This window comes from Acidobacteriota bacterium, assembly GCA_016716905.1.
Lineage (GTDB): Bacteria > Acidobacteriota > Vicinamibacteria > Vicinamibacterales > SCN-69-37 > SYFT01.
Genome location: JADJUS010000003.1, coordinates 575,235 through 601,328, shown reverse-complemented (window position 1 = coordinate 601,328; position 26,094 = coordinate 575,235). Strand labels below are relative to the sequence as shown.

The window sequence follows — 26,094 nt, the reverse complement described above, 5'->3', positions numbered from 1 at the left end:
AAACGGCAGCGGACTTACCTCTTCTTCCCGGCGGCTTTCTTCGCGGCCTTCTTGGGCTTGGCGGCCACGGCCGGCTTCCTGGCCTTCTTCGCTATTGGCTTCGGCGCCGGTTTCGACACCTTGGCCGCAGGTTTGGCCGCCTTCGCCGCAGGCTTGACGGGCTTGGCTGCGGGTTTCGGAGTGGAGGCCTTCGCCGCGGGCTTGACGGCCTTGGCCACAGGCGCCGGAGCCTTGGACGCGGGGGGCACAGCCTTCTCGGGTTTGGCTGGCGCTGCGGGCACTTTCGGCGCGACGACAGGGGCCACAGGCGGTACAGCTTTGGCCGCGGAAGCGGCCTTGGCCGCCGCCTTGTTGGCCGCACGGGCCTGGGCCGCTGCGGCCTTGGCCGCCGCTGCCGCGGCCGCAGACTTGCCCGCCGCCGCCTTGAACGTGCGGTTGGCCAATTCCACAAGGTTGGCCATCTCCTGCTTCTGGTCGCGTTCGGGCTCCACGCGCGTATTGACCACCGGCGGCAGCAACTTGGCCACCACCGACGAATTCTTCGGCGCATTGGCCACCGCCGACGGGTCGTGAAACACGCGCACCAGATCGAAGCCGTCGTACAGCGACCGGTACGTCCAGATTTCCGTGACGGCCACTCTGTGCGCATCGCAGAAACGACGCGCCGCATCAAACATCAGCACCGGCACATACAGATGGAACGGCACACGCGCGCGGCCAAAATGTTGCCACTGCGCCAGTGCCTCAAGATTGTTGGTGGACTCGCCCGTCTCAACCTCCACCAGCCCGGCAATCTTCGAGGCTGACAGCAGGACAAGGTCTGGGAAAAACGGGGCGGGGCCGGCCAGCTTCACCGGAGCCGCCTGGCCTTCGCCGGCGTTGATATGGACTTCGAACTTCTTCTGATACTTCAGCTGCAGGAATCGGATCAAGCGATCGTGTTCCAGTTGCTCTCGAACGGGACGGATGAGGATGGGCGACACGCGGCCTCCGAGGTAAGTTAGGTCGCATGCCAGAACGAGCCAAGTGCCCGCCCGGCAGGGGGATAACGGCGTGGGTATCCTAACACTAGTCGGGGTAGAATCGCTGTTCCCATGCTGTTTTCTCACCGTAAACCGGCACTGACCTTCGCGATGCCGGCCCTGATCTGCCTCGCGGCCGCCGCTTGCGGCGCCCCGGCGCCCACTTCTCAGCCCCCCGCGCCACCGCCTGACACCGCCCCCACAGACCAGACGGCCCTGCTCGCAGAGATTAAGGCCAATGACGCCGGGCAACTGGCCGTGTCCGAAGAAGACGGGCGCTTTCTGCGCGTGCTGGTGGCCACACGCGGCACCAGGCGCGCGCTCGAAATCGGCGGCGCCAGCGGGTATTCCGGCATCTGGATTGGCCAGGGCCTGCGCCAGACCGGCGGTCGGCTTGTGACCATTGAGTACGACCCCGTGCGCGCGAAAGAGGCGGCCGCCAATATCGCCCGCGCCGGACTCTCGGACATCGTGCAGGTCATCGCCGGCGACGCGTTTGTTGAAATCCCCAAGCTGCAGGGCACGTTCGACATGGTCTTCCTCGACGCGTGGAAGAAAGACTACAAGGCGTTTTTTGAACTGACCTACCCCACACTGGAACCGGGCGGCGTGTTCCTGGCACACAACGTGGTGAACAAACGCGAAGAGATGGGCGACTTCTTTGATGCGATTGGCGTCGCACCCGGCGCCTGGTCCACCATCATCGCCCCCTCGGGCGAAGGCATCTCGCTGACCTACAAGAGCCGGTAATTACTTATGGCCCCTCGACCCGTACACATCATCGGCGTACCGCTTGACCTGGGCGGTGGCCGTCGCGGCGTGGACATGGGTCCCTCCGCCGTCCGCATCGCGGGCCTCGGCGAACGCCTGGCCGCGATGGGCTGCACGGTGACCGACAAGGGCGACCTGGCGACACCAATCCCGGAGACCCAGGTAGCGCGCGACCCGAGCAAGCGCTACATCAAGGACATCGCCAAGGTGTGCCAGCGCGTCTACCAGCAGACGCGGCAGTCGCTCATGGACGGCGCGCTGCCGATTGTCATCGGCGGCGACCATTCCCTCGCGGCCGGGTCGGTCGGCGCGTCCGCAGACTTCGCGGTGGAGCACGGCGGCCAGTTGGGCGTGTTGTGGATCGACGCCCACGGCGACATGAACACGCCCGCCACCACGTCGTCGGGCAACGTGCACGGCATGCCGCTGGCGGCGCTCGTCGGCACTGAACCGGCGGAACTGGCCGGCATCGGTGCGCGTTCGCCCAAGGTGAAGGCCGAACACGTGGTGCTGATCGGCATTCGCAATCTGGACGAGGCCGAAAAGGCACAGATTCGTGCCGCGAAGGTCCATGTCTTCACGATGAAGGACATCGACCAGCACGGTATCGCCGTGGTGATGAAACGTGCGCTCGACCTCGCCACCACCGGCACCACCGGCCTGCACGTGTCTTTCGATCTTGACGCGTGTGACCCGGCCATCGCCCCGGGAGTGGGTACGCCGGTCAAAGGCGGCCTCTCCTACCGCGAGGCCCACATGGTGATGGAGATGATCGCCGACTCGGGCAAGATGACCGCCCTCGATCTGGTCGAGGTCAATCCCATCCTCGACTCGCAGAACCAGACGGCCACCCTCGCGGCCGAACTCGCGCTTTCAGCGCTCGGCATGGGAATCCTTTAGAGTACAATCGTCGTTCGTGTGGGCCGCTAGCTCAGGGGTAGAGCACCTGGCTTTTAACCAGAGGGTCGCTGGTTCGATTCCAGCGCGGCCCACTTTTTAGATCGCTGGGGTCCCCTGCACCCCAGCTGGCGTCCGCAACCTCCGCGAAGACGCTACGGTTTCTCCCGCGCTTCAGATCGTCGGGGGCCCCTACCCGGCCCGCCGGAGCCCTCTCGGCCTTGACATCCAGGTGGGCCTCGGCCTTGAAGAACAGGCCGAGCTACGTTCGGATGGATCTCAGACGGGTACGTAGCTCGGGCTGCTCCTCAAGCCCGAGACCTCCTAGCTCCGACCACCTCCGCGCAGACGCTCTGGTGGTCTCCGCAATTATTTTTTAATCGGGCTCCGCGGCCACGCGGTAAATGACGGCCGAGGCGTTCTCGGCGACGAGTGTCAGCCCGGACGCGTGACGTTCGATCATCGGCGCGATGCGCGACCAGATGGTCGTGACGGTCTTGTCGCAGTAAAGATACGTCACCGATCGATCGATGATCGCCCGGTAGGCCTTCTCAGGGTCCACGGTGCTCGGCATCACCCAGAGCGTCACGTCGTCTGGGAGGAAATACCGCAGCACGTTTGGGTGCATCGTGGCCACCACGTCCGCTGGCGTCAGTTCGTGCGAGTGGCGCCTGACCAAATCCAGAAACTCGCCGTGTCCCGGATAGGCGACCGCGGCTCCCTGAAAGCGGTTGAGTTCGGCTCGCAGCGCTCGCGCGTGCAGGTAGCCGTTCCACCAGTACGGACTCACGCACACCACGGCCAATAGCCCCAGCAGCAGTCCGCGTGAGGCCCACCTGGCCTGTGGCCAGTTCATCGCCCACCGGCCGCCATCAATGGCTACCATCGCGAGCAGGGCGATGACGGGCAGGATGTAGCGGGGGACGCTGCCCATCACGACGAGGGCAAGAACATAGAAGAACAGGAGCGAGACGTACAGCACGCGTCCATTCAGGATGGCGGTCACGACTCCCAGCACCATGAGCCCGCCAGTGGCGACCCCGGAAAGCCCTACATCCCAGTCATTCGTCAACACGAAGTGAATGTCGAACAATGTCTGGCGAAGATTGACGGACGCGTGCGTCCACCAATCTGACAGGCCGGCAATGCCGGAATCTGACACCCACTGCTCGCGCCAGAACATCATCTTGAAGTAGGAATGCTCGCCGGGAGCCGCCCGAAGCGCGAGCGGCACCACCACGGCCATGAACACCAGCGAGACCAGGCCAATGGTGCTGACGCGACGGTGCTGGGCACGCAAGGCGATTGCGGCCACGTACGCGAGAAACACGGACATCCCCACCGTTCTGAACGCGTAACACGCAGCAGCCATCAGCCCAAGCCCGAGCGCGGCCCGCGGCGAGAGGTTGTGAATCCGGTTCTCTGGAAATAGAAAGACCGTAAGCATCAACGCCACGCCGAACGCCGGGTCGGACAGGATTTGCGTACTTTCGGAAGTCAGCGTCTGCGACAGAACCAGAAAGAGCACGACAAGAAGCGCGGGTGCCGTGCCTGCGGATCGACGAACGACCGCGAAGCTCAGCCCGACGAACGTCACCACCAGGAGTTTTGTCAGCAGGTTGAAGTAGACATAGTCAGCGGCAGGCAGCAGCGCCGCCACGGCGTAGAGCATCGACGTCCCGGGAGGGAAAAAGGTCAGCGGCACCCCAGCCCCGTCAACATGTCCCCGCAACGCCGCCAGGGACCGGGCACCTTCAACGTAGTCGGTGGAGTCCGGTGAGATCAGCCACGTGCCGCTGTTCAAGCCAAGGTAGAACAGAACGACACCGCCTGCGAGGATGCCGCCGGCGATGCGCTTCTGCGTGAGATTCACGGGGAACGGTGCGCAATTCTACACCCGCTGGTTGGCCGAATAACCCGCTACCGCTCCAGCCGAAACGTGGCACCTTGCCTGGGCACCGAACACGTCCCGGCGCACCCCGGTATCGAAGTCTCCCCGCCTCCTGGTGATAGATCACCACGCGCTTCGCGTCGATCGCGCGGCCGCTCTTGCGCGCTGCGTGAAACAGCCATGGCGACACAAACGCCACATCCAGGTTCGTTGCCGCCAGCAACTCGGTGGTGTCTTCGGTATCACCGGTGAAATACAGTCGCATGCCGTGCCAGGTCACGAGGTACGAGTAGTGACCGATCTTCGCGTGAGGTGTCGGTAACGCCTCGATCGAGATGTCGCCGAAGGGCACGGTCTGTCGCGCGGGCGCCACCGGCAGCGCGCGAACCAGGCGGCCGGCCGGGACACCGAAGACCGCGTCGGTCGGACCAATCACATGCCAGTCGGTACGGTCGAAGAGCGGCTTGTCCCAGTGGTCGCCATGGCGATGGGTGATGAGGGCGAGCGTCCGCGCCGTGCGGGCTTGAATCTCCCGCGCGTCGTACTCCATATACACGCTGTAGCCGGACTCATACGGAAAGTCCGAAAACAGCGTCGTCGTGCCGTCGGAAATGGCGTACGCCATGTTGCCGATGAAGCGCGCCTCGAGGGCGGCAGCGGTTTGAGCGGAGTTCAGTGGCCCGGCAAGAAGGGCAAGGCCGAAAGCAAATGCGGTTCGCAATCTGCACTCCTGTCTTCGGAGGCCGGACCTTCAGGTCCGGCAATCTGCCGGGTCTGAAGACCCGGCCTCCATCTCTGCACACGGCATTACGCGTTGGCGCCGGCTAAGTTCTGTAGCGGTCCAACGCGCGTCCGGCTTCGACCAGGCCCTTCGCAAACACGTCAGGGCGCTGGCCGATCCCCAGCCGCAGATGCTTCTCGTAGCCGAAGGCGGACCCGGGTGCCAGCATCACGCTGTACTCAGTGGCCAGAGAGTCGGCGAGCGTCAGCGAATCCACCGGCAGGTTGTACTTGAGCAGCCCAAGCAGTCCGCCGCGTGGCGCCGTCCACGACAACACGTCCTGGCGCGAGTCGATCCACGCCGTGGCCGCGGCCAGATTTGTCGTGATGATGCCGCGGTTGCGCTCCACGATCTTGTCGTGATGACGCAGGGCCAGGCACGCCAACGCATCGTTGAGTTTGCCGGGACTGAGCGTGATGTAGTCGCGCATCCCCCAGCACCGTTCGATGACGTCGCGCGGCCCCGCCATCCAGCCGATGCGCAGGCCCGGCAGGCCGTACGGCTTGGACAACGTGCCAACGCTGATGCCTCGCGCGCCCATATCCACCACAGGCGGCGCGAACGGATCGCCCCCTGGCACGCTCAACCACCGGTAGGCTTCATCGCCAATCACCCACGCGCCCACCGATTCCGCCAGCGCGTAAACCCGCGCCGCATCAGCCGGTGACAGCATCGCGCCCGTCGGATTGTGCGGCGTATTGACGACGATCAGTTTGGTCTTGGGTGTGACCAGGCGCTCGAGCGCGTCCACGTCGTAGCGATACCCGGTGTCGGGTCCCACGCGCCACAACGACACCTCACAACCGATGGCCCGCGGCACGGAGTACAGTTGCTGATACGCGGGATACGGCGCGATGACATGGTCGCCGGCGTCGAGCAGCACGTTGAACAACAGGTAGTTCGCTTCGATCGCACCTGTCGTCACCAGGATTTGATCGGCCCCCACCGACTCGTACGTGGCCGCAAGCGCCGACCGCAGCGCCACCGTGCCGCACGCCTCGCTGTAGCCGAGCGGCAACTGCAGCAACGCCTCGAGCGTGGCCGCCCGCGCGTCTTCCGGTTCAAACTGCAGAAGGTCGTGTGTGGAGAGCGGCAGGATGCCGCTTTCAGCGATGTCGTACTTGACGTGGGTCTCGTGCCGCGTCATCCATCGTTCGAGCAAGAATGGTTCGATTTTCATACAAACAACGCCGCCAGGTTGAAGTAGATCAACAACGCGCACACATCCGCGACAGCCAACACAATTGGACCGGCCGCAATTTTTGGATCAAGTTTACCGGCATGCAGCATCGTCGGCAGCAACAGTCCGAGCAGGGCCGCCGTCGCCATGGAGAACGCGATCGCACCGCCGAGCGCAAACGCCAGTTCACCGTTGCCCTTCCACGCCCAGGAGATGCCACCAACCAGCAGTCCGCACCCCGATCCGAGTAGCGCGGCCACGCTCAACTCGCGGCGCATGGCGGGGCCAAGAAGAGCCCAGGTCATGCCGCCGCTGTGCAGGTTGTGCAGCGTCAATGTGGCCGACTGCATGCTGATGCTTTCGGCGAGGGCCAGCACCATCGGCAGGAACACGGCCAGCACCACGGCCGCATCCAGCAGGTGTTCGTACTGACTGACCAGCACGGCGCACAGAAGGCCGCCGGTTACGTTGGTGAGCAGCCATGGGAAACGGTCACGGAATCCCAGCCACACGGTACGACCCTGCGTGGCGTGGACGCCGATGATCTGGAAGATGTCGTCAAACGAGCGCTTCGCGTGCCCGACCACTTCGTCGGTGAACACGCGCACGTCCACCTGGCCCACGAGTTCGCCACTGGACGACACGACCGGGAACGCCAGGAATCGCTGGCTGACGAAGTACTCCGCCGCCACGAGCACCGTGGCCCAGTCGGGAATGGCCACCACGTCGCCCTGCATGATTTCGCCCAGCGGCCGTTCAGGCCGCGAGGCCAGCAGCGCGCGGGTGGGTACAACGCCGGTCAGTCGTTTCTCACTGTCCACGACGTAGATGTAGACGATGTCGTGATCGGCGCCGTGGGTGCGCAGCGCATCAAGCGCGTCGGCCACTGTCTGGTCGGGCAGGAGGCGGACGACGTCGGCCTGGATGTGCTGGAGCACGGAATCGTGCAAGTCGATCTGCATGCGGCACCAAGAATGCCACACGCCGTGGCTGTTGTGGCAGTGTTGCGCGCTATTGCACCGGCAGTATCACCAGCCCGAGCGAGTCGAAGTAGGCCATGCGGTTGGGAATGAACTGCTGGATGGTGGCGGCGAGTGTGGGCGTGATGCGGCTCGCCCGATAGCGCACGGCCAGCCACGGCAGCACACTCTCGGCCACATCCTCGCGCGTGGGGTTGTCGCGGGCGTAGGTGGAGATGTAGTTGACGTCTTTGGCCTGGGCCGAGAGCCAGCCTGCCGAGGTGGCGTGGGCGGCGTCGAGCGACGTGTGGGCGGCTTCATGGACAAACGTCTCTTCGAGGATCCCGTCGGCGATATACAGGTCGCCCTGCCCCACGTGGATCAGCAGGTTGTTGTTGCCGCCGCCGAAGGGCTGCACGCCCTGGTGAATCCAGACCGTGGCCACCGACACACGAAGCGCCCGTGGCAGCCGTCCGATCACGATCGCGTACTTCTCGGCCTGCACGCGCGCGGCGTCAACACTGCCGAATTCCGGATTCACCTGGACCTCGGTGGAGAGGCCGTCGCTGAACGTCACATTGAACAGGTAGGCCTGCAACTGAATGAAGGCCGCCACGCGGCGGTCGAACATGGTGCGCAGCCCCTGGCCGTTGGGTGTGAGCGACGCGAAGGTCGTCGGGTCCGCCGCCGTGATGATGTCGGCGTCGAGAAAGATCGTGCCCGAGAACGGCGGCGCCTGCGGCGTCGGCGTGGCTGGGGGTGTGGTCGTGGGCGGCGGCGTCGGCGCCGCCGGCGCCCCTCCCCCGCTGCAGGCCGTCGCGGCAAGGGTGAACAGCACCAGAACGAGACTTAGGGGGCTTCGCATCCGCATCATGGTAAAGTAGTTCGGTTAGACCTGCCTCTTGGGTCCCCATCGTCCAGAGGCCTAGGACGTGGCCCTTTCAAGGCCAAGACCCGGGTTCGAATCCCGGTGGGGACGCCAGCCTTCGCTAAACGCTCGCTACTTGTCCCGCCGTAGCCTTGGCGAAGGCGGACGCTCGCAGCTTCGGCTGGCTTGCCAACGACCGCTGGGCGAAGGCTGTCATTCCGGCCACATAGGTAACACTCCATTCCGGGCACATGGGTAACACCCCTACTTCCAGCCGGCGATCAGGCCGCGCACGTAGGCGGCGCGGGTGTCGAGGAAGGCGCGCGGCGATGGACCGCGGCCGGAGCCCACGGCCTCGAGCGAGTCAATGAGTTTCGTGAGATTCGCCGCGTCGAAGGCCGTGCCACCAAGTTCGCGCACGATCGCCTTGTAGCGAGCGGCGACCGCCGGATCATCAAGCAGCCAGTAGATCAGCGGCTGGTCGGTGCCCGCGGGCGCCATGATGTCGGACGTCTCTGCGCCCCGCCCCATGCGGCCGCCCAGCGACAAATCCAGATCCCACGGGAGGAACCGGAACTTGTCGTCGGCGGGATCCAGATACAGATAGAAATTGTGGCCACCGCGCAGATAACCGTCCCAGTTCACCAGGAACGCGTTGACCGCGATGAAGCGCAGGAACGTTTCAACATCGAGATAGTCCCCGATGCGCGATCGGAAGAGCGCGACGTCGGTCTGCGAGACCAGTTTCGAAAACTCCATGACGCGCTGCTGCTCGTGGAGCGTCGCGTCCCGATCCGGCCGCAGAATCGGCGCGTATTGGCTCCACACATCGCCCAGGCTCCGGACACCGCCCCGCAGGCCTTCCGGTTTCATCAGGAGTCCGGTTCCCGGCGGCAGCACGCGCTCAAGAAAAGTCTTGTTCACGTCCTCGATGATGGTGAACAACCCCGCCGACGAGGTCGCAATCACTCCAGGCACCGTGAAAGTCACTTCCGCATACGTGGTCCGGGGCGCGGGAACGCCGGCGGCCCGAAACACCGAGTAAGCGATCGCCTCGCGCATCTTCGACGTGTCGATGACGCCAGGATGGAGGTTGAACGTCTTCTCGCCGTCCCACTTTCCGTTCGCGCCAAACACGTCGAACTTCAGCTTGAAGTTGGCGTGGAGCGGCACCGCGGCTGACGAGGACGTGAAGCTCGAGTTGCCCTTGTAGCGGATACCAGCGTCTTTGAACTGGAGCGCGGTCCCGGCGGATTCGTCATCGCCGGCGCCGGCAGGAACAACGTTGACGTCCGCCCGCGCCCAGGGAAAGTACCCACCGAACCCGCTCCCCACATGGATGAGCCGGCCCTTGTCGTCGCGATACTGGGATCCCCCCAGCGTGCCGCTGGCCGTGCCGCCGCGCGCGGTACTCGTCTGGAGCACGGCCCACTCGGATGGCGCAATCGTGATGTGCATCTTGTGAAGCGCCGTGGTGACGAAAATCTGATCGCCAGGGAAACGCTGCGTTGCCCCCACAGCCCCGATGCCACGAGCGTCGCGGCGATCAGGAGCACCGCCGCACGGAGACCGGGACGCCAGGACCGAGCGGGCATGCCGTAGTCTAGAACCAATCCCCCTCGATGACGCACAATGGCGCCATGCAGTTGATTCGCCTCCCACGGTTGGCCGCCCTCGCGGCGTTCCTCCTCGTCACGTCGCTCTACACTTCGATGGGTGCCGGGGGGCTTGCCGGGCGTCGTCCGGCCGACTCCGCCGATCTGCCGGCGCGCCTGAGCGATCAGGAGTTCTGGAAATTGACCGTGGACCTGTCCGAGCCGGACGGGACGTTTCGATCCGACAACCTGCTGTCGAACGAGATGGTGTTCGCGCGCCTGGTGCCCGACTTCGTCGCGAAAGTGAAGTTGGGCGGCGTGTATCTGGGCGTGGGACCCGAGCAGAACTTCACATACCTGGTCGCGATGAAGGCGCGCCTCGCCTTCATCACAGACATCCGCCGCGAAAATCTGCACCTGCATCTGATGTACAAGGCGCTCTTCGAGATGTCCGCAGACCGCGCCGAATTCATTTCGCGGCTGTTCAACAAGCCGCGCCCGGCTGGGCTCTCGAAGTCCTCGTCCATTGTCGATCTGATGGCGGCCTATGGCACCGTGCCCACCGCAGACGAGGCCGCGTACACCACGAACCTTCAGGCCATCCAGGGGCATCTGACGAAGGCGCATGCCTTCCCGATGACGCAGGTTGACCTTGACGGCGTGGCCCGCGTGTACCGCGCCTTCTACTGGTACGGCCTGGCGATGAACTACTCGGCCAACCTCGACCTCACATCAGTCGGCGGCAGGAACGCCGCGACGTACGCCGACCTGATGATGCAGACCGGTGCGAACGGAGAACCGTTGACCTACCTGGGCACCGAAGACAAATTCGCCTTCATCAAGGACATGGAGTCAAAGAACCTGATTGTCCCGGTGGTTGGCAACTTCGGCGGACCGACGGCGATTCGCGCGATCGGCGCGTACGTCCGGAGCCGCGGCGCCACGGTGGGCGCGTTCTACGTCTCCAGCGTGGAGCCGTATCTCAAGCGTGCCGGCACGTTCGAGGCGTTCTGCGCCAGTGTGGCCACGCTCCCGATGGACGACTCAAGCGTCTTCATCCGCCCAGGTAACCTGCAGAACCTTCTCGCGACCGGCGCCCCGATCGCATCGCCGCCACCCGACATGCCACAGATTGGCCAATACCAGCTCGGCGTGATCATGCCGATGAACACCGGCTGCGTCTAGCTCAGGCCGGAAGGGCCTGGGCTTCTGCCCCGTTTCCGGACAGATCAATCCCGTCGAAAGACCAGATCGACCCAGCGCCCGTCACAACTCCCGCCAGCCAACTGCAGAGGGAGTCGCCGATGAAATTCGTCGCCGTCGTCGTCGGAACCGCTATCGTGCTGTCTGGAGCCACCCAGTCGACGGGGGGCTTGTCGCCGGGCGTCCAGGTCGAGCGGGGCCTGCTTGTGACCGTGCTCGACAAAGACAACAACCCGCTGCGAGATCTGACCGCCAAGGACTTCCTGGTCTACGAGGATGGCGTGAAGCGAGACGTTACCGGCGCGGAACTGACCACGGCGCCGATGAGCATCACCATCCTGGTAGACACCACAAAGTCCGCACCAGGCCAGATTGAACCCACGCGCGATATCCGGACCTCGCTCTCCACGTTCGTGCAAACAGTCCAGGCCGCGGTGCCCGCCACGGAAGTTTCCATCTACGAATTCGCCGGCGCCGGTGTGTTGCTGCGCAGCTTCACCAGCAAGCCTGAAGACCTGGCGAAAACCATCACGCGCATCGTGCCGAATCAACGCATCAATGCCGTGATGCTCGAGACGCTGCTCGACGCGGCGAAAGACATCAAGAAGCGGCCGGGACCACGCCGCGTCATCCTCACGATCGATCGCGGCTCAGGAGAATCCAGTCGCGTGCACCCGCAGAAGGTGGCGGATGAAGTGCAGATGTCAGGGCATCGCTGTGGGCGATCTCCGTCGCAAGCACATCAGGCACCGTCGCCCCCGACCGCGACACCCTGCTCGACATCGTCACCGAAGGCACCGGAGGCGTTCGGCTCACCGCGCAGCTGTCCTCGGCCCTCGAGATGATGACCAAGACCGTGGCCTCCGCCATCACCTCGCAGTACCTGGTGACGTATTCACGGCCCGACGGTCCACCCGCGAAATCCGTGGTGCCGGCCGCTACTCGGGGCGCAAAATTCCTGCGCGCACAGTGGGTCAAGTAGCCGGGTAAGCCTCGGGCTTGAGGAACAGCCCGAGCTACGTACGGATGGCCTTTCCGAACGTAGCGCGGCCTGGTCCTCAAGGCCGCGGAACACCGCGCGCTTGAGACCCAGCGCGCGCTACGAAATGCGCTGAAAGGTTCGCGGACGTCGGGTGCCTCGAAAGAGGCACCCGCGCCCGTGATCGCGGATTGTGCGGGACGTCAATCCCTGAGGCGGCGCCTCAGGTTGACGCTGGGGGTGGAAGGTGACGGATTTTCACCGCCAATGTGAGGAGAAAGCCGAGAATGACCAGCGTCGCGAGCGCCAGTCCCCGGCGGCGGGTGTTGAGTTCCTTCATGGCGGCATCGGCCGCATGCTGAGCCCGGTCGGCCGCGGCCACTCCGAGGTCCAGTGATTCCTTGAACGGCGCTTCGGCGAACGCGTGGACGGCCACACGCAGGCGCACCCGTTGTTCGGTGGCCTCGCGCAACGCCGACATCCCTTCGTCCACGAGCATCCCGGCAGCTTCCGCCCGGTCGAGCTGCGCCTTCGCCGCGTCGAACTTGGTGGTCAACGTGTCAAAGCCTGAGCGCACCGTGCGAATCAGTGCCGCGCCTGCCATGTCTTCGGAATGGCATGTCGCACACAACGCCGGCTCCTTGAGATCGATCCACGAATCCTGCGGATGCACGATCTTGTGATTGTTGTGGCAGGTCAGGCACGCCGGCTGCTCAGCCGCTTCAAACGCCACGCGCTTCGTGCTGGATTGATACAGCTCGGCTTCGCGCACATGGCACGTCGAACAGATGTTGGCCACCGAGTCGATGCCCGGAGGCGTGGCGCCGTGGCTGCCATGGCACGTGCTGCACGTGGGAGCCGACGTATCGCCCCGCTGCAACAAGGCCGCCGCATGCACACTGTGCGACCAGTCGTCGTACCGCTGGGTCGCGATTAAACGGCGTCATCCGATTCGCGTCGGCGTGGCACTTGGCGCAGGTCTGCGCCACGTTCACCGGCGCCACCGGCGACCGCGCATCCTTCACCGGACGCACACCATGCGCGTTGTGGCAATCACTGCACGTCGCCACGCGCGTCTCGCCCTTGACCATCTGCATGCCATGCACGCTCGTCACATACTGCGCGTGCTGGTCAGTGCGCACCTGCGGCCGGAACTTGCGCATGTAGGTGGGGTCGCTGTGGCATGACGCGCACAGCGATGCGATCTTGGTGCGGTCGATGGGCCCCGGCGCGCCCGTGCCGTGACAGGACGCGCACGTCACGCCCGCCTGCTGGTGCACATCGTCCTTGTACGCTTCATCCGGATTCGCCGGCACGGTCACCGGAGAGGCGGCCGGCACTGCAGCCGGCGCCGCGGCCGGTGCCTGCGGCTGGGGTGTGGATGCGGGTGCGGCGGAGTTCTGGCTGGCCACCAGCAGCGTGGCGCAGAGCCACACGGCAGGCGCCGCCAGCAACACGCGGCGTGTCTGGTTCGTCACTCTCCGCCTCCCATCAGTGACCACACGGTCATCACCACCATGAACAACGCGGCCAACGTGGCGAGCCACGCCACGATGCGGCGTGAGCGGGCCGTGTTCGGGTCCAGGAACGGCAGCACGATGATGCCGATGGCCCCAAGCGTGAGTGCGCCGATGGCGACCAGCTCCCCTTCAATGCCAAGCACGTGTCCCGGCATCACCTTGAGCGCCTGGAACGTCCACAGGAAGAACCACTCAGGCTTGATGCCTGCGGGCGCCGGCGCGAATAGGTCTGCCTTGACGCCCAGTTCCCAGGGCAGGTACGCCGAAAGGCCTGCCAGCAACGCCAGCGCCACGACCCACCCAAACAGATCGCGCAACGCAAAATGCGGCACAAACGGCATCGTCGGCACCGGCCGTCCCGACCGAGCCGCCTGTTCTTCCACCGACGGCGGCACGCTCATCCCGTGGTACTGCACCAGCACCAGATGCAGCCCGAGCAGCACGGTGGTGATCGCCGGCAGCACGGCGACGTGAATGCCATAAAAACGCGTCAGCGTTGCCCCCGACACCTCCGGTCCGCCGCGCAGGAACGTGACGATGGCTTCACCCACCACGGGAATGGCGCCCGGGATGTCGGTGCCCACCCGTGTGGCGAAAAACGCGAGTTCGTTCCACGGCAGCAGATACCCCGTGAAGCCGAACCCCATCGTGATGAAGAGCAGGAGCATCCCCGAGATCCATGTGAGCTCGCGCGGCTTCCGGTAGGCCTTGAGATACAACACGCTGAACAAGTGGATAAACGCGGCGCCCACCATGAGGTTGGCCGACCACGAATGGATCGAGCGGATGAGCCACCCGAACGGCACGCGCGTCATGATGAACTGCACGCTGTCGTAGGCCTCGGTGGCGCTCGGCCGGTAATACAGGAGCAGGAGGATGCCCGTGGCCACCTGCACGCCGAAGAAGAACAGGGTCATACCACCCAGGTAGTACCAGAAGGAGTGGCGATGCTGGGGAACGGTCTTGTGATCGATCGCCGCCTGAATCGCATCAAGCGGAAGGCGTTCGGCAAACCAGGCGCGTGTGCGAGACATCAGGTTCGCCGCGTGATGACGATCTCGTCGCCCTGCACGTTGGCTTCAAAGCCATCGAGGGGGCGCGGGGGTGGTCCGGAGATGTTGCGCCCGGTCAAGTCGTAGTGGCCGTTGTGGCACGCGCACCAGATGTGTTCCAGGTCGGGCCGGTACTGCACGGTGCACGAGAGATGCGTGCAGGTCCCGGCAAACGCCCGCAGTTCCCCCGTTTTCAGACGCACCACAATCGCCGGCGTCTGGCCAAACGGCACCAGTCGCGCGGTGTTGTTCGCAAGAGTGGCCGCGGGCCCCGCCTTCACAGAGAGCGTCGGGGCTTCAGTCACCTCGGGCGGCACGAGGAAGCGCATGACGGGATAAAACACCGCACCACACACACCCGCGAGCCACGATCCAAGCAACCAGTCGATCGCACGGCGCCGGCCCGGATCAGCGGGCTGGCCCAGCGGATTTGCCTTCAGGCTGTTGTTGGGCGTCATCGACGGTCCGGTTTATTTGAGGGACAGCAGGTACGCGATCAGGTGTTCGAGATCTTCGCCCTTTGCCTTCACTGGCGGCATCTTGTTCTTCGGGTTCTCCGCCTTGGGGTTGGCCAGATATTTCTTCAGCCAGTCCTCGTTGCGTGTCGTGCCCACCTTTGAGATGTCGGGCCCCATCTTGCCGCCCGTGGTGCCGATCTTGTGGCACACCGAGCACTTGGCGTCCTGGTAGACCTTTGCGCCCTTGACCTTATCTCCGGATGCCGCCAGCGGCGTCGCCACGAATGAAACCAGTGCCAGCGCCATCACCACCCACACGAAGCGTCCTTTTGCCATTCCAGAACTCCTTGCTAACAGTTTTGCGAGTCCTAATCAGCAAGGGCCGTGCCAGACCGCTGGGAGGCCTCGCCACTGCCAGCCCCACGGTTTCACGCCGGAAATAGGTACTCGAGGTGGGGAATCTCGCGGTGGCGACGTGGACTATTCCCCCACGCCCCCCGCATACTTGGCCGCGAGGTAGCCAATGCGTGTCGGGATCCTGCTCTGTCTTTCACTCGTACTTGCCCTGTCGCCGGCAGCCAGGACCCAGCCCCAGAGCTTCGATGTCGCCGAAGCGACCATCGCCGACATTCATGCGGCGATGCGCGCGGGCCGGCTCACCTGCAGCGCCCTGGTGTCGGCCTACCTGGCCAGAATCGAGGCGCACGACAAACGTGGCGCTGCGCTCAATGCCATCGTGCAAATCAACGACGCGGCACCGCGTGAAGCGGCGGATTTGGATCGACGGTTTGCGGCCACGGGGCTGACGGGACCGTTGCACTGCATCCCGACCATCGTGAAAGACAACTTCGAAACGATCGGGCTGCAGAGCGCAGCCGGTTCGCTCGCGCTCCAGGGCTTTGTCTCCGACCGGGACGCATTTCTCGTCGCGCGCATCAAATCCGCCGGCGCCATCGTTCTCGCCAAGTCCAACATGGCGGAGTGGGCGTTCAGCCCGCTTGAAACGGTGAACTCGCTTCTTCCGGGCTACACGCGCAACCCGTATGCGACCGACCGCGTGACGGCCGGGTCCAGCGGTGGCACGGCTGCGGCGGTGGCCGCCAGTTTCGGCGCCGTCGGCCTCGGGTCTGACACGGGCAATTCCATTCGCGGTCCGTCAGCACATCAGGCGCTGGTGGGCATCCGATCGACGATGGGATTGACGAGCCGCACGGGAGTGGTGCCACTCAACCTGCTGGCGGATATCGCGGGGCCAATGACGCGGACCATGGCGGATGCGGTGGCAGTATTCCAGGCGATTGTCGGTGAAGACCCCGATGACAACGTCACCGCGCAGAGTCGCGGACGCGCCATTCCCGTGTATGCGGCGTCGCTCAAGGCCGATGGCCTGAAGGGCGCGCGCATCGGCGTGCTGCGCCAGGCCTACGAACGCGGCGGCGTGGATCCGGAAGTGGTGACCGTGTTCACGGCCGCGCTGGCAGCTATGGAGCGTGCGGGCGCGACCATTGTGGATCCCGCTGCCATCGACTTGACGGCCGTGCCGCGGCCCCAGGGTGGGGGTTCATGTGGCGGATTCAAATACGACATCACGCAGTGGTTCGCCCGGCACGCCGGGAAGACGCCTGTCGGCTCCCTGGCAGAGGTCATCAAATCGCGGAAGTTTCATCCGTCCATTCAGGCGCGACTTGAGTCCGCCGAACGGAGCACGCCAGCCGAACCCGGCTCCCCCGCCTGCCTTGCCGCAGCGGAGTACGGGAAGGCCTACGGCGCCGCAGTCACCGCGCGCATGGATGAACTCAAGCTCGACGCCTACGTGTATCCGACCTGGAGTTATCCGCCGCGGCTGATCGGGGACCTCAACACACCAGGCGGCGACAACAGTCAGGTGTTCTCGCCGACGACGGGCTTCCCGTCCATCAGCGTGCCGATGGGCTACACGCGCGAGAACCGCCTGCCGGCCGGCATCACCTTCTTCGGCCGCGCGTGGGACGAAGCCACACTCATCCGCCTCGGCTACGCCTACGAGCAGGCGACCAAACACCGGCGCGCGCCGGTGCTGCGCTAAAACGTGATCAGCAAGTTCAGCGTGTAGCGGCGTTCGCTGGTCACCGTGGGCGTCAGGCCACTGAGCCGCACCTGCTCCATGTGCGCGAGCAGGGCCGCGGTGGCTGTGCCCTGTCGCGGGAACCAGTACGCCGCGCCGGCGATGAGCCGGGTGCGTCTGCCATCCACGTCCACATCCGGGTCGAACGAGTCGAACCGCAGCAGGCCTTCGACGCCGCGCCCTTTTTGATCAAAGAACGGCGTCACAAAAAACGAATACCCGCGTCCAGTGATTTCGCGCGAGGCTGGCGTCGACTGGTCCACGCGCTGCGCGTAGTCCACCCCAACGTTGAACCGCGAATGTTCGAACATGACGCTGCCGATGGCGCGTCCGCGCGGCGCGTCTTTCACGTAGTGATCGCGGTGGTAGTAGCCGATGAGTCGCAGCCCCTTGCCAAGGCTGTGCGTGGGCAGGGGCTTGACCGTGGCGCGCATCATCAGCGCCTTCTGGTTGTTGACCTCGCTCCGCGAATAGCCTTCCCCGTTGTAGAACCCCACGTGCACATCGCCGTACCCTTTGGGCAGCGGCTTGAGTACCGTGAGACCCGCGTCAGACGACGAGAGGCCGGCCTCGCGTTCAACGAACGAGGTGCCCTGGAAGCGGTAGCGATACACGCCCTCCTGACCGTCAATCATCGGCGTCGGCTGGATACCCAGGCGGATGATCGTGTCGTCACCCGCGCGCATCTGCGCGTAGGCGTACTTGATGCGGAACAACAGGCTGCCCGAGGTGCTGCCCGCATCGGTGTTTCTGACAATGTCGGGCGTGATGCGGAAGGCGATACGCGCGCTCACGTTACCTGTCAGGTTGATGTAGGACCGCGTCAGATTAAACGCACTGAGGTTGACCTGATCGCCATTCGCGTCGGTCGTCTTGGGCGTATCGGTGAACGTGTAGTCAGCAAAGACCGTGGTGCCCACGCGGATCGACGGCGCGGGGGCAGCCGGCGGCGCAGCCGGCGGTGGGGGTGCTTGTGGCGTCGGCGCCTGGCCGGCAGCCGCACCCGGCAGCGCCACCACCAACAGCAGGCCCAGTATCTGTCGTTTCATGCCAATCCCCTTTTGTCGTTACTGCAGCGTCATCGCGCAGTTACTTGCCTGTTCAAGATGCAACCGCCGTGTTTCGGGCAAGCGACGGCCATGTTAACTCTGGGAAAACTCGGTCTATGCTTGGCGGGCTTGCGCCTGCTGCCTCTGACCATCCTCGCACTGCTGGGCTTTGCCACCAACTCGCTCCTGACGCGCGCTGCCATCCGTGGCGACCACCTGGACGCATGGACGTTCATGGTGGTGCGGCTGATCACCGGCGCGATCATGTTGTGGGTACTTAAAACGACCTCTGAGGTAGTTTTTAAAACCGCCCACGAAAAACTACCTCAGAGGTCGTTTTCTCTCTCCGCACGCGGCTCCTGGCTTATGGCCATCTGGCTCGCCGGGTACGCGGTGCTGTTCACCCTCGCCTATGTGCGCATCGATGCGGGACCGGGCGCCCTGCTCCTGTTCGGCAGCGTGCAGCTCACGATGTTTGGCGCCGCCCTCGCACGCGGCGAGACATTATCGGTCCGCCACGGCATTGGCGTGGCGCTCGCGCTGGCCGGCTTCCTGGTACTGACGCTGCCGGGTCTGAGCGCGCCTGATCCGTGGGGCGCCGTGCTCATGGCCGGGGCCGGCGCGTGCTGGGGCGCGTATTCCCTGGCGGGGCGCGGCGCCAGCGACCCGCTGGGCGCCACCGCGCACAACTTCCTGCGCGCGGCCGTCATCGGTGTGCTCATCGCCCTGGCAATCGGCGCGACCGGCGCGGCCGGCGCGATGGGCGCGAGGTATACCCTCACCGGCCTTGCACTGGCCACCGCCTCCGGCGCCTTCGCGTCGGGACTGGCGTATGCGGCCTGGTACGCGGTGCTCCCGTCGCTTCCCGTGTGGCGCGCCGCCACGGTCCAGCTCGCAGTACCGGTCCTCACCGCACTCGCGGCCACGATCGTCCTGAATGAACAGATGACCTGGCGACTGAGCGCGTCGATGGTGCTGGTCATTGCGGGCATCGGGCTCGCGACGACCAGTCGCGTGCGATCACGCTGACGGAAAATCGGGCCGCGCCCTGAGGCGCTCGGCCTGCTCCAGATGCCGGCGCGTGTGCGCCAGCATCACCAGCACGCCGGTGGGCACGTTAAACACGCGGCTGCCCCGCGCGAACGGATTGGCGAACCGCACACGGCCCGCATCCACGCCAATGGCACGTGCGGTCAGCTCCTGCAGAAACACGAGCGCGTCCTCCGCCTCGGTTCGGACAGTGGCCGGATCCAGCGAGGAACCCGGCTGCACGGAGTCAGGAGCGGGCGCCTTGAATCGCACCGGTGGTTCGATGACCCAGATGAACACCCGCCCCAGCCAGTTGGGCCGCGCACCGGCTCCCGCCGCGCGTGGAGCCCCGGCGATCGCCGTCTCAAGGTGCCCCCCGTACAGGTGCGTCGTCTTCGTGATGTGGTCCAGGCACTGCCCCACGCTCCACCGGCGGCCGGCATCGGCTTGCCAATTGAGCTGCGCTGCGCTCAGCCCCGCGCATAGCCGATCGAGTCGCACACGAATGTCGGCGATCTGGCCGGCGACGTTCTCTTCTGTGAGCACGTACGATGGCGTCATGATGCGTTTCTCTGAGCGAGGGCGGCCTGAGTCACGACGGCCAGCGCCTCAGCCGCCGGCGCCAGCGATACCAGTTCGGTCACCGTCGGGTCCGGACTCGGCCGGCGCGCGCGATTAAACCACACCGGCGCGACACCGCTGGCCCGTGCGCCCTCAACGTCGGCGTGCCACGCATCGCCCAGCATCACGGCGTCGCCCGGCGTCGAGCCGGCGCGCGCCAGCGCCTGTTCGAAGATACCCCGCGCCGGTTTGCTCACACCCGCTTCCTCTGACGTCACCATCGCATCCACCAGCACATCAAATCCGCACCGCGCGAGCTTCAACTGCTGCTCGGCCACACCGTTGTTTGTGACGATCACGATGGCGTATCCCGCCGCGCGCACCGCGCGCAGAAACTCGATCGCGCCGGGCACGGGCTGCCAGTGAGAGGCGTACGCCTCGCGGTACGCCGCGGCGAGGGTCGCAGTTGCGGCCGGGTCATCCAGGCCGGCCTGCGTCAACAGCCTCCCGAATCGCTCCCGCCGCGCCTCGTCTATCGTCAGACGGCCGTTCAGCACATCAAGGTGAATGGCTTCCAGGAGCACCCGGTGCCGCTGGTCGAGTTCATCGAGTGACCACTGGGTCAGAACCTGATACCCGCCGCGCAGATGTTCGAGCGCGTCGCGGGTGGCTCCTTCGTGGTCAAAGAGCGTGTCGTCGAGGTCGCACAGCAGGACGGGCACGGTATAATTGATGCTATCAGGAGAGTGAATAGAAGATGCCTTACCCCGAATACCTCGTTGCCCCCATGCGTCAGGAACTGACCGCCGTTGGCGCCCGCGAGTGCCGTACGGCCGCTGACGTGGACGCCACTGTGGCGTCACCGGGCGTGGTCATGATGGTCGTCAATTCGGTCTGCGGCTGCGCCGCAGGCAAAGCGCGCCCCGGCATTGCGATGGCGCTGCAACACGCGAACAAACCCGATGTGGTGGCCACCGTGTTTGCGGGCGCCGACATCGAAGCGACCGATCGCGCGCGCCAGTACTTCACCGGCATCGCGCCATCGTCTCCCTCGATCGCGTTGCTGCGCGACGGCAAGGTGGTCTACATGGTGGAACGCCGCGACATCGAGTCGCGCTCCGCTGACGCCATCGCCGACGTCCTCACGATGGCGTTCGACCGCTTCTGCGTGCCGACAACAGCAGGCACGACGAACTGAGAACAGATTTTTTCACCATGTAGGACATGAAGGTCCATGAAGGGTGACCGGGAGTGGGTGCCCGGCTACGCCGGGCCAGCGTGAGTGGAGGAAGTCCGCAAACGAAAACACCGTGTGAACTCAGCCGGTGCTTTCGTTCGCGGACTTCCTCCACTCGCGCCGCCGCCGGAGGCGGCGCCCACCCCCGGTCATTTCTGACAACGTGCGTCTTTATGGATCTTCATGGAGCTTCATGGTGGAAGCTCTTGGAGGCGATCGGCGCGCTTTACCGGAACCAGGCGGCGGCGACGGAGTCGTCGCGGATGATCGTGTGATCGCGCTCCGAGCCGGTTGACACGATCGCCGCCGGCACGCCCGTGACTTCCTCGAGCCGGCGGACGTACGCGCGGGCGTTGGCGTTCAGATCCATGTAACGCGTCACCCCGCGCGTGGGCTCGCTCCACCCTGGCAAGGTCTCGTAGATGGGCTCGCACAGCGCGAGCTGTGCGGTGTCGCCCGGCATCTCGGTCAGCACCTCGCTGCCACAGCGGTACCCGGTGCAGATTTCCAGCGCCTCGATGCCGTCCAGCACGTCGAGTTTGGTGAGCGCGAGTGCGTCCAGGCCGTTGATGCGCACCGCGTATCGCACCGCCACGGCGTCGTACCACCCGCAGCGCCGCGGCCGGCCGGTAGACGCGCCGTACTCCTGACCGCTCTCGCGCAGCCGTTCGCCCATCTCACCAAGCAACTCAGTCGGCAGCGGCCCCTCACCCACTCGCGTGGTGTAGGCCTTGGTCACGCCGAGCACGGCGCCAATCGTTTTTGGCCCGATGCCCAGCCCCGTGCACGCGCCGCCTGCGATGGCGTTTGACGACGTGACGTAGGGGTAGGTGCCGTGATCGATGTCGAGCAACGTGCCCTGTGCGCCTTCAAACATCACGCGCTGGCCCGCGGCCATAGCCTTGCTCAAGTACAAGGAGACATCGGTGACGAGCGGCTCGAGGCGCACCCAGGCCTTTCGCACATCGGCCAGCACGTCCTGCCACTTCATCTCGGAGTTGCCGACGAGCCGATTGCGCGCATCCACGTTCTCGCGAATCGCGCCCACGAGTGGTCCATCAGCGGAGGTGTCGCGCAGGTCACCCACGCGCACACCGCGACGGCCGATCTTGTCTTCATACGCGGGGCCAATGCCTCGCGACGTCGTACCGATCTTGCGTTCGCCGCGACGAGCCTCCGAGAGGATGTCCAGTTCGCGGTGATACGGCAGGATGAGATGCGCTTTGTCCGAGACGAAGAGGCGTCCCCGCACATCAAAGCCCATGCCGGCCAGTTCATCAACCTCGGCAAACAACGCGCGGGGGTCCATCACCACGCCATTGCCGATGAGGCAGATGACGCCGGGATGCAGAATCCCTGACGGAATGAGATGGAGGACAAACTTGCGTCCGCTGACATAGACGGTGTGGCCGGCGTTGTGTCCGCCCTGGTAACGCGCCACCACATTGAAGTGCGGCGTCAACAGGTCAACAATCTTGCCTTTGCCTTCATCGCCCCACTGGGCCCCGAGTACACACAGATTCATGCGAGTAAAATGATACCTTCAATCTCACTCTCATGGTTCTCCTCGACGGTCACTCCCTCACTCTTGACGACCTGCACCGTGTGGCCTTCGACCGTGTCCCGGTCGGATTGGCGCCCGAGGCCGCACTGCGCGTCAACGCGGCCCGTGCGGTGGTGGACGCGCACGCCGCGCGTCCGGAGCCGGTCTACGGCATCAACACCGGATTTGGTGCGCTGGCAGAAGTCGCCATCCCCGCCGACCAGCTCGCCGCGCTGCAGGTGAATCTGCTGCGCAGCCATGCCGCGGGTGTGGATGCACCGCTGTCGGTGCCCGAAGTGCGCGCCGTGATGACGCTGCGCGCGAATGTGCTGGCGTGCGGACGTTCCGGCATCCGGCTCTCCACACTCGAAGCGCTGATCGCCCTGCTCAACGCCGGCATCCACCCCCGCGTGCCGTCACGCGGCTCGGTCGGCGCCAGCGGCGACCTCGCCCCCCTCGCCCACCTCGCGCTGGTGCTGATTGGTGAGGGGGAGGTCATAAACAACGGGGACGGGTGTCGATCTGTGGGAGAGAAAACGACCTCTGAGGTCGTTTCCGGTGGGGTCAATGCGGAAACGACCTCAGAGGTCGTTTTCCCTTCCACAGATCGACACCCGTCCCCCTCTCTTCCCGCCCTCCAGGCCGCCGGGCTGTCGGCGGTTTCTTTAGGCCCCAAAGAGGGGCTGGCGCTGATCAATGGCACGCAGGCCAGCACCGGAGTGCTGGCGCTGGCCGTGCAGCGAGCGATGCGTCTGTCGCGCGCGGCCGACATCGCAGCCGCCATGAGCATCGATGCCCTGCGCGGCTCCACGAAGCCGTTCGACGCGCGCATTCACGACGCGCGGCCGGTGCCAGGGCAGGCCGCTGCTGCCGCCAACGTGCGCGCGCTGCTCGACGGCAGCGCCATCAACGCGTCGCACCTGCATTGCGGCAAAGTGCAGGACGCGTACGCATTGCGCTGCACCCCGCAGGTGCATGGGTCGGCGCGTGAGGCCATGGCGTTCGCGCATCGCCTCGCCACGATCGAAGCCAACTCGGCCACCGACAACCCGATGGTCTTCGCCGAAGAAGGCGACATTGTCTCGGGCGGAAATTTTCACGGTGCGCCTGTGGCTCTCGCCGCCGACACCCTGTGCATCGGACTGGCGCAGTTGGCCACCATCAGCGAACGGCGCACCGACCGGATGATGACGCCGCATGAAAGCGGTCTGCCCGCGTTCCTGATTCGCGACTCCGGTCTCAACTCCGGCTTGATGATGGCGCACGTCACGGCCGCAGCACTGACAGCCGAGATCAAAACACTGGCGCATCCCGCCGCGGTCGATACCATTCCGACGTCCGCCGGACGCGAAGATCACGTCAGCATGAGCATGGGCGCCGCCCTCAAAGCTGCGCGCATCGTTGAGTTACTCACGCACGTGCTGGCCATCGAGGTGCTGGCGGCCTCGCAGGCGCTTGATCTGCTCGCGCCGCTCTCCACATCCACCGCACTCCAGCGCGCGCACAACGCCGTGCGCGCCGTGGTGCCGACATTGACCGTCGATCGCACGCCGGCGCCTGATATTCAGGCGATCGCTGCGCTCATCAGCGACGGCGCCCTGGAGCGCGCGTGCTCACTTCAATTGTCCTGAGTCTGTCAACCGTTGACTCGCCGTTCATCCTTCTTTAGAGTGACCTTTCCCCGACCGGCACACCCGATCGCAACGACGTAATGCTCACCACGACTCGCTCCGTTCGGTCGCCCCGCGGCGCAACGCTCTCCTGCCTGGGATGGCCGCAGGAAGCGGCGCTGCGCATGCTCATGAACAACCTGGATGCGGATGTGGCCGAACGTCCCGAAGACCTGGTGGTCTACGGCGGCACCGGCAAAGCCGCGAGAAACTGGGAATGTTTCGACGCCATCGTTGAAACACTGCGTCGCCTCAAGGCAGACGAGACGCTGGTGGTGCAGTCGGGCAAGCCGGTGGCGGTCTTCCGCACGCACCCGTGGTCGCCGCGCGTGATCATCGCCAATTCCCTGCTGGTGCCGGCATGGGCCAACTGGACGACCTTCCGCGATCTCGAGGATAAGGGCCTGACGATGTACGGCCAGATGACCGCGGGCTCGTGGATCTACATCGGCACGCAGGGCATTCTCCAGGGCACGTACGAAACGCTGGCCGCCGTGGCCCGCACCCACTTTGGCGGCACGCTCCGCGGCCGCCTCACCGTCACCGCCGGCCTGGGCGGCATGGGCGGCGCGCAGCCGCTGGCGGTCACGATGAATGAGGGCGTGGCTCTGGTCATCGAAGTGGATCCCGATCGCATCGCACGCCGACTCGCCACCCGCTATCTCGATGAGGCGACCACATCGCTCGACGACGCGCTGGCGCGGTGCGCCGCGTACCAACGCGATGGCGTGGCGCGATCAATCGGCCTCGAAGGCAACGCGGCCGACGTGTTGCCCGAGCTGGTCGCGCGCGGCCTCACGCCCGACGTCCTGACGGATCAAACCTCCGCGCACGACGCGCTCGTCGGGTACGTCCCCAACGGCCTCTCACTGGCCGACGCCGCACAGTTGCGCGCCGCCGACCCGGCTGAATACGTCCGGCGATCCACGGCGGCGATGGGCGTACACGTACAGGCCATGCTGACGATGCAGTCGCGCGGCGCGGTGACGTTTGACTACGGCAACAACATCCGCGCACGGGCAATGGAGGCCGGCGTCACAAACGCGTTCGACATCCACGGCTTCGTGCCCGAATACGTGCGTCCCCTGTTCTGCGAAGGCAAGGGACCGTTCAGGTGGGCGGCGCTTTCAGGCGACCCGGCCGACATTGCGGCCACCGACGACCTCGCGCTCGAGATGTTTGCGCATGACGCCGCGCTCTGCCGCTGGATTCGGCTGGCGCGCGAACGCGTGGCGTTCCAGGGCCTCCCGGCGCGCATCTTCTGGCTCAGGTGCGGCGACCGCGCGCGATTCGGCCTCGCCATCAATGATCTCGTCCGCCGTGGCCGCATCTCGGCCCCGATTGTCATCGGCCGCGACCATCTGGACGCCGGCTCGGTCGCATCCCCTAATCGCGAGACCGAGAGCATGCGCGACGGAAGCGACGCCATCGCCGACTGGCCCGTGCTCAACGCCCTGCTCAACGTCGCGTCGGGCGCCACCTGGGTGTCGGTGCATCACGGCGGAGGTGTTGGTATCGGATACTCCCTCCATGCCGGCATGGTGGTGGTGGCCGACGGCACCGCGGAAGCCGACGAGCGGCTCTCGCGCGTGCTCACCTCCGACCCCGGCATGGGTGTGGTGCGTCACGCGGATGCGGGATACCCCACGGCCGTTGAGACGGCCATCACCCGCGGCGTGGACATGCCGATGCTGCGGCGTGCGGCGGGAGGCCACTCATGATCGT

At 65.3% G+C, this 26,094-nt stretch carries 26 protein-coding genes and 2 tRNA genes; 12 read left to right on the top strand and 16 right to left on the bottom strand.

All coding sequences use genetic code 11. The features are described 5' to 3' along the window. Nucleotides 1–14: 14 nt before the first annotated feature. A complete protein-coding gene (locus IPL75_02960; GenBank protein MBK9239225.1) occupies nucleotides 15–983 on the bottom strand; it encodes a hypothetical protein in 969 nt (322 codons plus the stop codon). A 111-nt stretch (nucleotides 984–1,094) separates the two neighbouring features. Here IPL75_02960 and IPL75_02955 point away from each other — a divergent pair, with 111 nt between their 5' ends. The 3 genes from IPL75_02955 to IPL75_02945 all read left to right on the top strand — a co-directional run bounded on the left by IPL75_02955 (nucleotide 1,095) and on the right by IPL75_02945 (nucleotide 2,785). Then, nucleotides 1,095–1,772 (top strand): O-methyltransferase, encoded by a 678-nt coding sequence (locus IPL75_02955; protein ID MBK9239224.1) that lies wholly within the window; start codon nucleotides 1,095–1,097, stop codon nucleotides 1,770–1,772. A gap of 6 nt (nucleotides 1,773–1,778) precedes the next feature. Next, the gene (gene rocF / locus IPL75_02950) at nucleotides 1,779–2,693 is read left to right on the top strand and encodes an arginase (protein MBK9239223.1); all 915 of its coding nucleotides are present in this window, start codon (nucleotides 1,779–1,781) and stop codon (nucleotides 2,691–2,693) included. 20 nt (nucleotides 2,694–2,713) lie between these two features. Next, nucleotides 2,714–2,785, top strand: a tRNA-Lys gene (locus IPL75_02945). A 281-nt stretch (nucleotides 2,786–3,066) separates the two neighbouring features. On the opposite strand, the gene IPL75_02940 is transcribed toward IPL75_02945, so the two are convergent. From IPL75_02940 to IPL75_02920, 5 genes are all read right to left on the bottom strand, one after another. Further along, complete coding sequence (locus tag IPL75_02940) at nucleotides 3,067–4,563, bottom strand: hypothetical protein (protein MBK9239222.1); 1,497 nt, start codon at nucleotides 4,561–4,563, stop codon at nucleotides 3,067–3,069. Continuing rightward, complete coding sequence (locus IPL75_02935; protein ID MBK9239221.1) at nucleotides 4,445–5,302, bottom strand: MBL fold metallo-hydrolase; 858 nt, start codon at nucleotides 5,300–5,302, stop codon at nucleotides 4,445–4,447. The genes IPL75_02940 and IPL75_02935 overlap by 119 nt, the downstream gene beginning before the upstream one ends. Nucleotides 5,303–5,405: 103 nt before the next feature. Next, on the bottom strand, nucleotides 5,406–6,542 hold the full coding sequence (locus IPL75_02930) for an aminotransferase class I/II-fold pyridoxal phosphate-dependent enzyme (GenBank protein ID MBK9239220.1): 1,137 nt from the start codon (nucleotides 6,540–6,542) through the stop codon (nucleotides 5,406–5,408). After that, entirely contained in the window at nucleotides 6,539–7,504 is a 966-nt protein-coding gene (locus IPL75_02925; GenBank protein MBK9239219.1) for a magnesium transporter, read from the bottom strand. The genes IPL75_02930 and IPL75_02925 overlap by 4 nt, the downstream gene beginning before the upstream one ends. Before the next feature lie 49 nt (nucleotides 7,505–7,553). Then, nucleotides 7,554–8,366 (bottom strand): hypothetical protein, encoded by an 813-nt coding sequence (locus tag IPL75_02920; GenBank protein ID MBK9239218.1) that lies wholly within the window; start codon nucleotides 8,364–8,366, stop codon nucleotides 7,554–7,556. A gap of 41 nt (nucleotides 8,367–8,407) precedes the next feature. Here IPL75_02920 and IPL75_02915 point away from each other — a divergent pair. Then, nucleotides 8,408–8,483, top strand: a tRNA-Glu gene (locus IPL75_02915). Nucleotides 8,484–8,633: 150 nt separating this feature from the next. On the opposite strand, the gene IPL75_02910 is transcribed toward IPL75_02915, so the two are convergent. Then, nucleotides 8,634–9,887, bottom strand: a complete 1,254-nt coding sequence (locus IPL75_02910; GenBank protein MBK9239217.1) for a CotH kinase family protein — start codon at nucleotides 9,885–9,887, stop codon at nucleotides 8,634–8,636. Between the two features lie 122 nt (nucleotides 9,888–10,009). Here IPL75_02910 and IPL75_02905 point away from each other — a divergent pair, with 122 nt between their 5' ends. The 3 genes from IPL75_02905 (at nucleotide 10,010) to IPL75_02895 (ending at nucleotide 12,149) form a co-directional block, all read left to right on the top strand. Next, a complete protein-coding gene (locus tag IPL75_02905; protein ID MBK9239216.1) occupies nucleotides 10,010–11,149 on the top strand; it encodes a hypothetical protein in 1,140 nt (379 codons plus the stop codon). 119 nt (nucleotides 11,150–11,268) lie between these two features. Continuing rightward, entirely contained in the window at nucleotides 11,269–12,012 is a 744-nt protein-coding gene (locus tag IPL75_02900) for a hypothetical protein (GenBank protein ID MBK9239215.1), read from the top strand. Continuing rightward, entirely contained in the window at nucleotides 12,009–12,149 is a 141-nt protein-coding gene (locus IPL75_02895) for a hypothetical protein (GenBank protein MBK9239214.1), read from the top strand. Before IPL75_02900 ends, IPL75_02895 begins: the two co-directional genes overlap by 4 nt. A gap of 220 nt (nucleotides 12,150–12,369) precedes the next feature. Here IPL75_02895 and IPL75_02890 read toward each other — a convergent pair whose 3' ends face one another. Genes IPL75_02890 through IPL75_02870 form a run of 5 tightly spaced genes read right to left on the bottom strand, consistent with a single transcriptional unit; the run spans nucleotide 12,370 to nucleotide 15,512 of the window. Next, complete coding sequence (locus IPL75_02890) at nucleotides 12,370–12,918, bottom strand: cytochrome c3 family protein (protein ID MBK9239213.1); 549 nt, start codon at nucleotides 12,916–12,918, stop codon at nucleotides 12,370–12,372. Further along, nucleotides 12,869–13,624, bottom strand: a complete 756-nt coding sequence (locus tag IPL75_02885; protein ID MBK9239212.1) for a cytochrome c3 family protein — start codon at nucleotides 13,622–13,624, stop codon at nucleotides 12,869–12,871. The genes IPL75_02890 and IPL75_02885 overlap by 50 nt, the downstream gene beginning before the upstream one ends. Continuing rightward, nucleotides 13,621–14,700, bottom strand: coding sequence for a cytochrome bc complex cytochrome b subunit (locus IPL75_02880; GenBank protein ID MBK9239211.1), 1,080 nt, complete (start codon nucleotides 14,698–14,700; stop codon nucleotides 13,621–13,623). Before IPL75_02880 ends, IPL75_02885 begins: the two co-directional genes overlap by 4 nt. After that, nucleotides 14,700–15,176 (bottom strand): Rieske (2Fe-2S) protein, encoded by a 477-nt coding sequence (locus tag IPL75_02875; protein MBK9239210.1) that lies wholly within the window; start codon nucleotides 15,174–15,176, stop codon nucleotides 14,700–14,702. The genes IPL75_02880 and IPL75_02875 overlap by 1 nt, the downstream gene beginning before the upstream one ends. A gap of 12 nt (nucleotides 15,177–15,188) precedes the next feature. After that, nucleotides 15,189–15,512, bottom strand: coding sequence for a cytochrome c (locus IPL75_02870; GenBank protein ID MBK9239209.1), 324 nt, complete (start codon nucleotides 15,510–15,512; stop codon nucleotides 15,189–15,191). Nucleotides 15,513–15,699: 187 nt separating this feature from the next. Here IPL75_02870 and IPL75_02865 point away from each other — a divergent pair, with 187 nt between their 5' ends. Then, nucleotides 15,700–17,241 (top strand): amidase, encoded by a 1,542-nt coding sequence (locus IPL75_02865; protein ID MBK9239208.1) that lies wholly within the window; start codon nucleotides 15,700–15,702, stop codon nucleotides 17,239–17,241. Here the strand turns inward: IPL75_02865 and IPL75_02860 are convergent. After that, nucleotides 17,238–18,329 carry a hypothetical protein gene (locus tag IPL75_02860; protein MBK9239207.1) on the bottom strand — a complete coding sequence of 364 codons (1,092 nt, stop codon included), beginning with the start codon at nucleotides 18,327–18,329 and terminating at the stop codon, nucleotides 17,238–17,240. The two genes, IPL75_02865 and IPL75_02860, sit on opposite strands and share 4 nt — an antisense overlap. 90 nt (nucleotides 18,330–18,419) lie before the next feature. On the opposite strand from IPL75_02860, the gene IPL75_02855 reads away from it, so the two are divergent. Beyond that, nucleotides 18,420–19,358 (top strand): DMT family transporter, encoded by a 939-nt coding sequence (locus tag IPL75_02855; protein MBK9239206.1) that lies wholly within the window; start codon nucleotides 18,420–18,422, stop codon nucleotides 19,356–19,358. Here IPL75_02855 and IPL75_02850 read toward each other — a convergent pair. Then, nucleotides 19,350–19,919, bottom strand: coding sequence for a DinB family protein (locus tag IPL75_02850; protein ID MBK9239205.1), 570 nt, complete (start codon nucleotides 19,917–19,919; stop codon nucleotides 19,350–19,352). The two genes, IPL75_02855 and IPL75_02850, sit on opposite strands and share 9 nt — an antisense overlap. Beyond that, entirely contained in the window at nucleotides 19,916–20,641 is a 726-nt protein-coding gene (locus tag IPL75_02845; GenBank protein ID MBK9239204.1) for an HAD-IA family hydrolase, read from the bottom strand. Before IPL75_02845 ends, IPL75_02850 begins: the two co-directional genes overlap by 4 nt. Nucleotides 20,642–20,676: 35 nt before the next feature. Here IPL75_02845 and IPL75_02840 point away from each other — a divergent pair, with 35 nt between their 5' ends. Further along, on the top strand, nucleotides 20,677–21,117 hold the full coding sequence (locus tag IPL75_02840) for a BrxA/BrxB family bacilliredoxin (GenBank protein MBK9239203.1): 441 nt from the start codon (nucleotides 20,677–20,679) through the stop codon (nucleotides 21,115–21,117). 265 nt (nucleotides 21,118–21,382) lie between these two features. Here IPL75_02840 and IPL75_02835 read toward each other — a convergent pair whose 3' ends face one another. Further along, a complete protein-coding gene (locus IPL75_02835; GenBank protein ID MBK9239202.1) occupies nucleotides 21,383–22,681 on the bottom strand; it encodes an adenylosuccinate synthase in 1,299 nt (432 codons plus the stop codon). A gap of 32 nt (nucleotides 22,682–22,713) precedes the next feature. On the opposite strand from IPL75_02835, the gene IPL75_02830 reads away from it, so the two are divergent. Together IPL75_02830 and hutU are read left to right on the top strand one after the other, a co-directional pair. Then, nucleotides 22,714–24,330 carry a histidine ammonia-lyase gene (locus tag IPL75_02830; GenBank protein ID MBK9239201.1) on the top strand — a complete coding sequence of 539 codons (1,617 nt, stop codon included), beginning with the start codon at nucleotides 22,714–22,716 and terminating at the stop codon, nucleotides 24,328–24,330. 80 nt (nucleotides 24,331–24,410) lie between these two features. After that, entirely contained in the window at nucleotides 24,411–26,090 is a 1,680-nt protein-coding gene (gene hutU / locus IPL75_02825) for a urocanate hydratase (protein MBK9239200.1), read from the top strand. Nucleotides 26,091–26,094 lie beyond the last annotated feature (4 nt).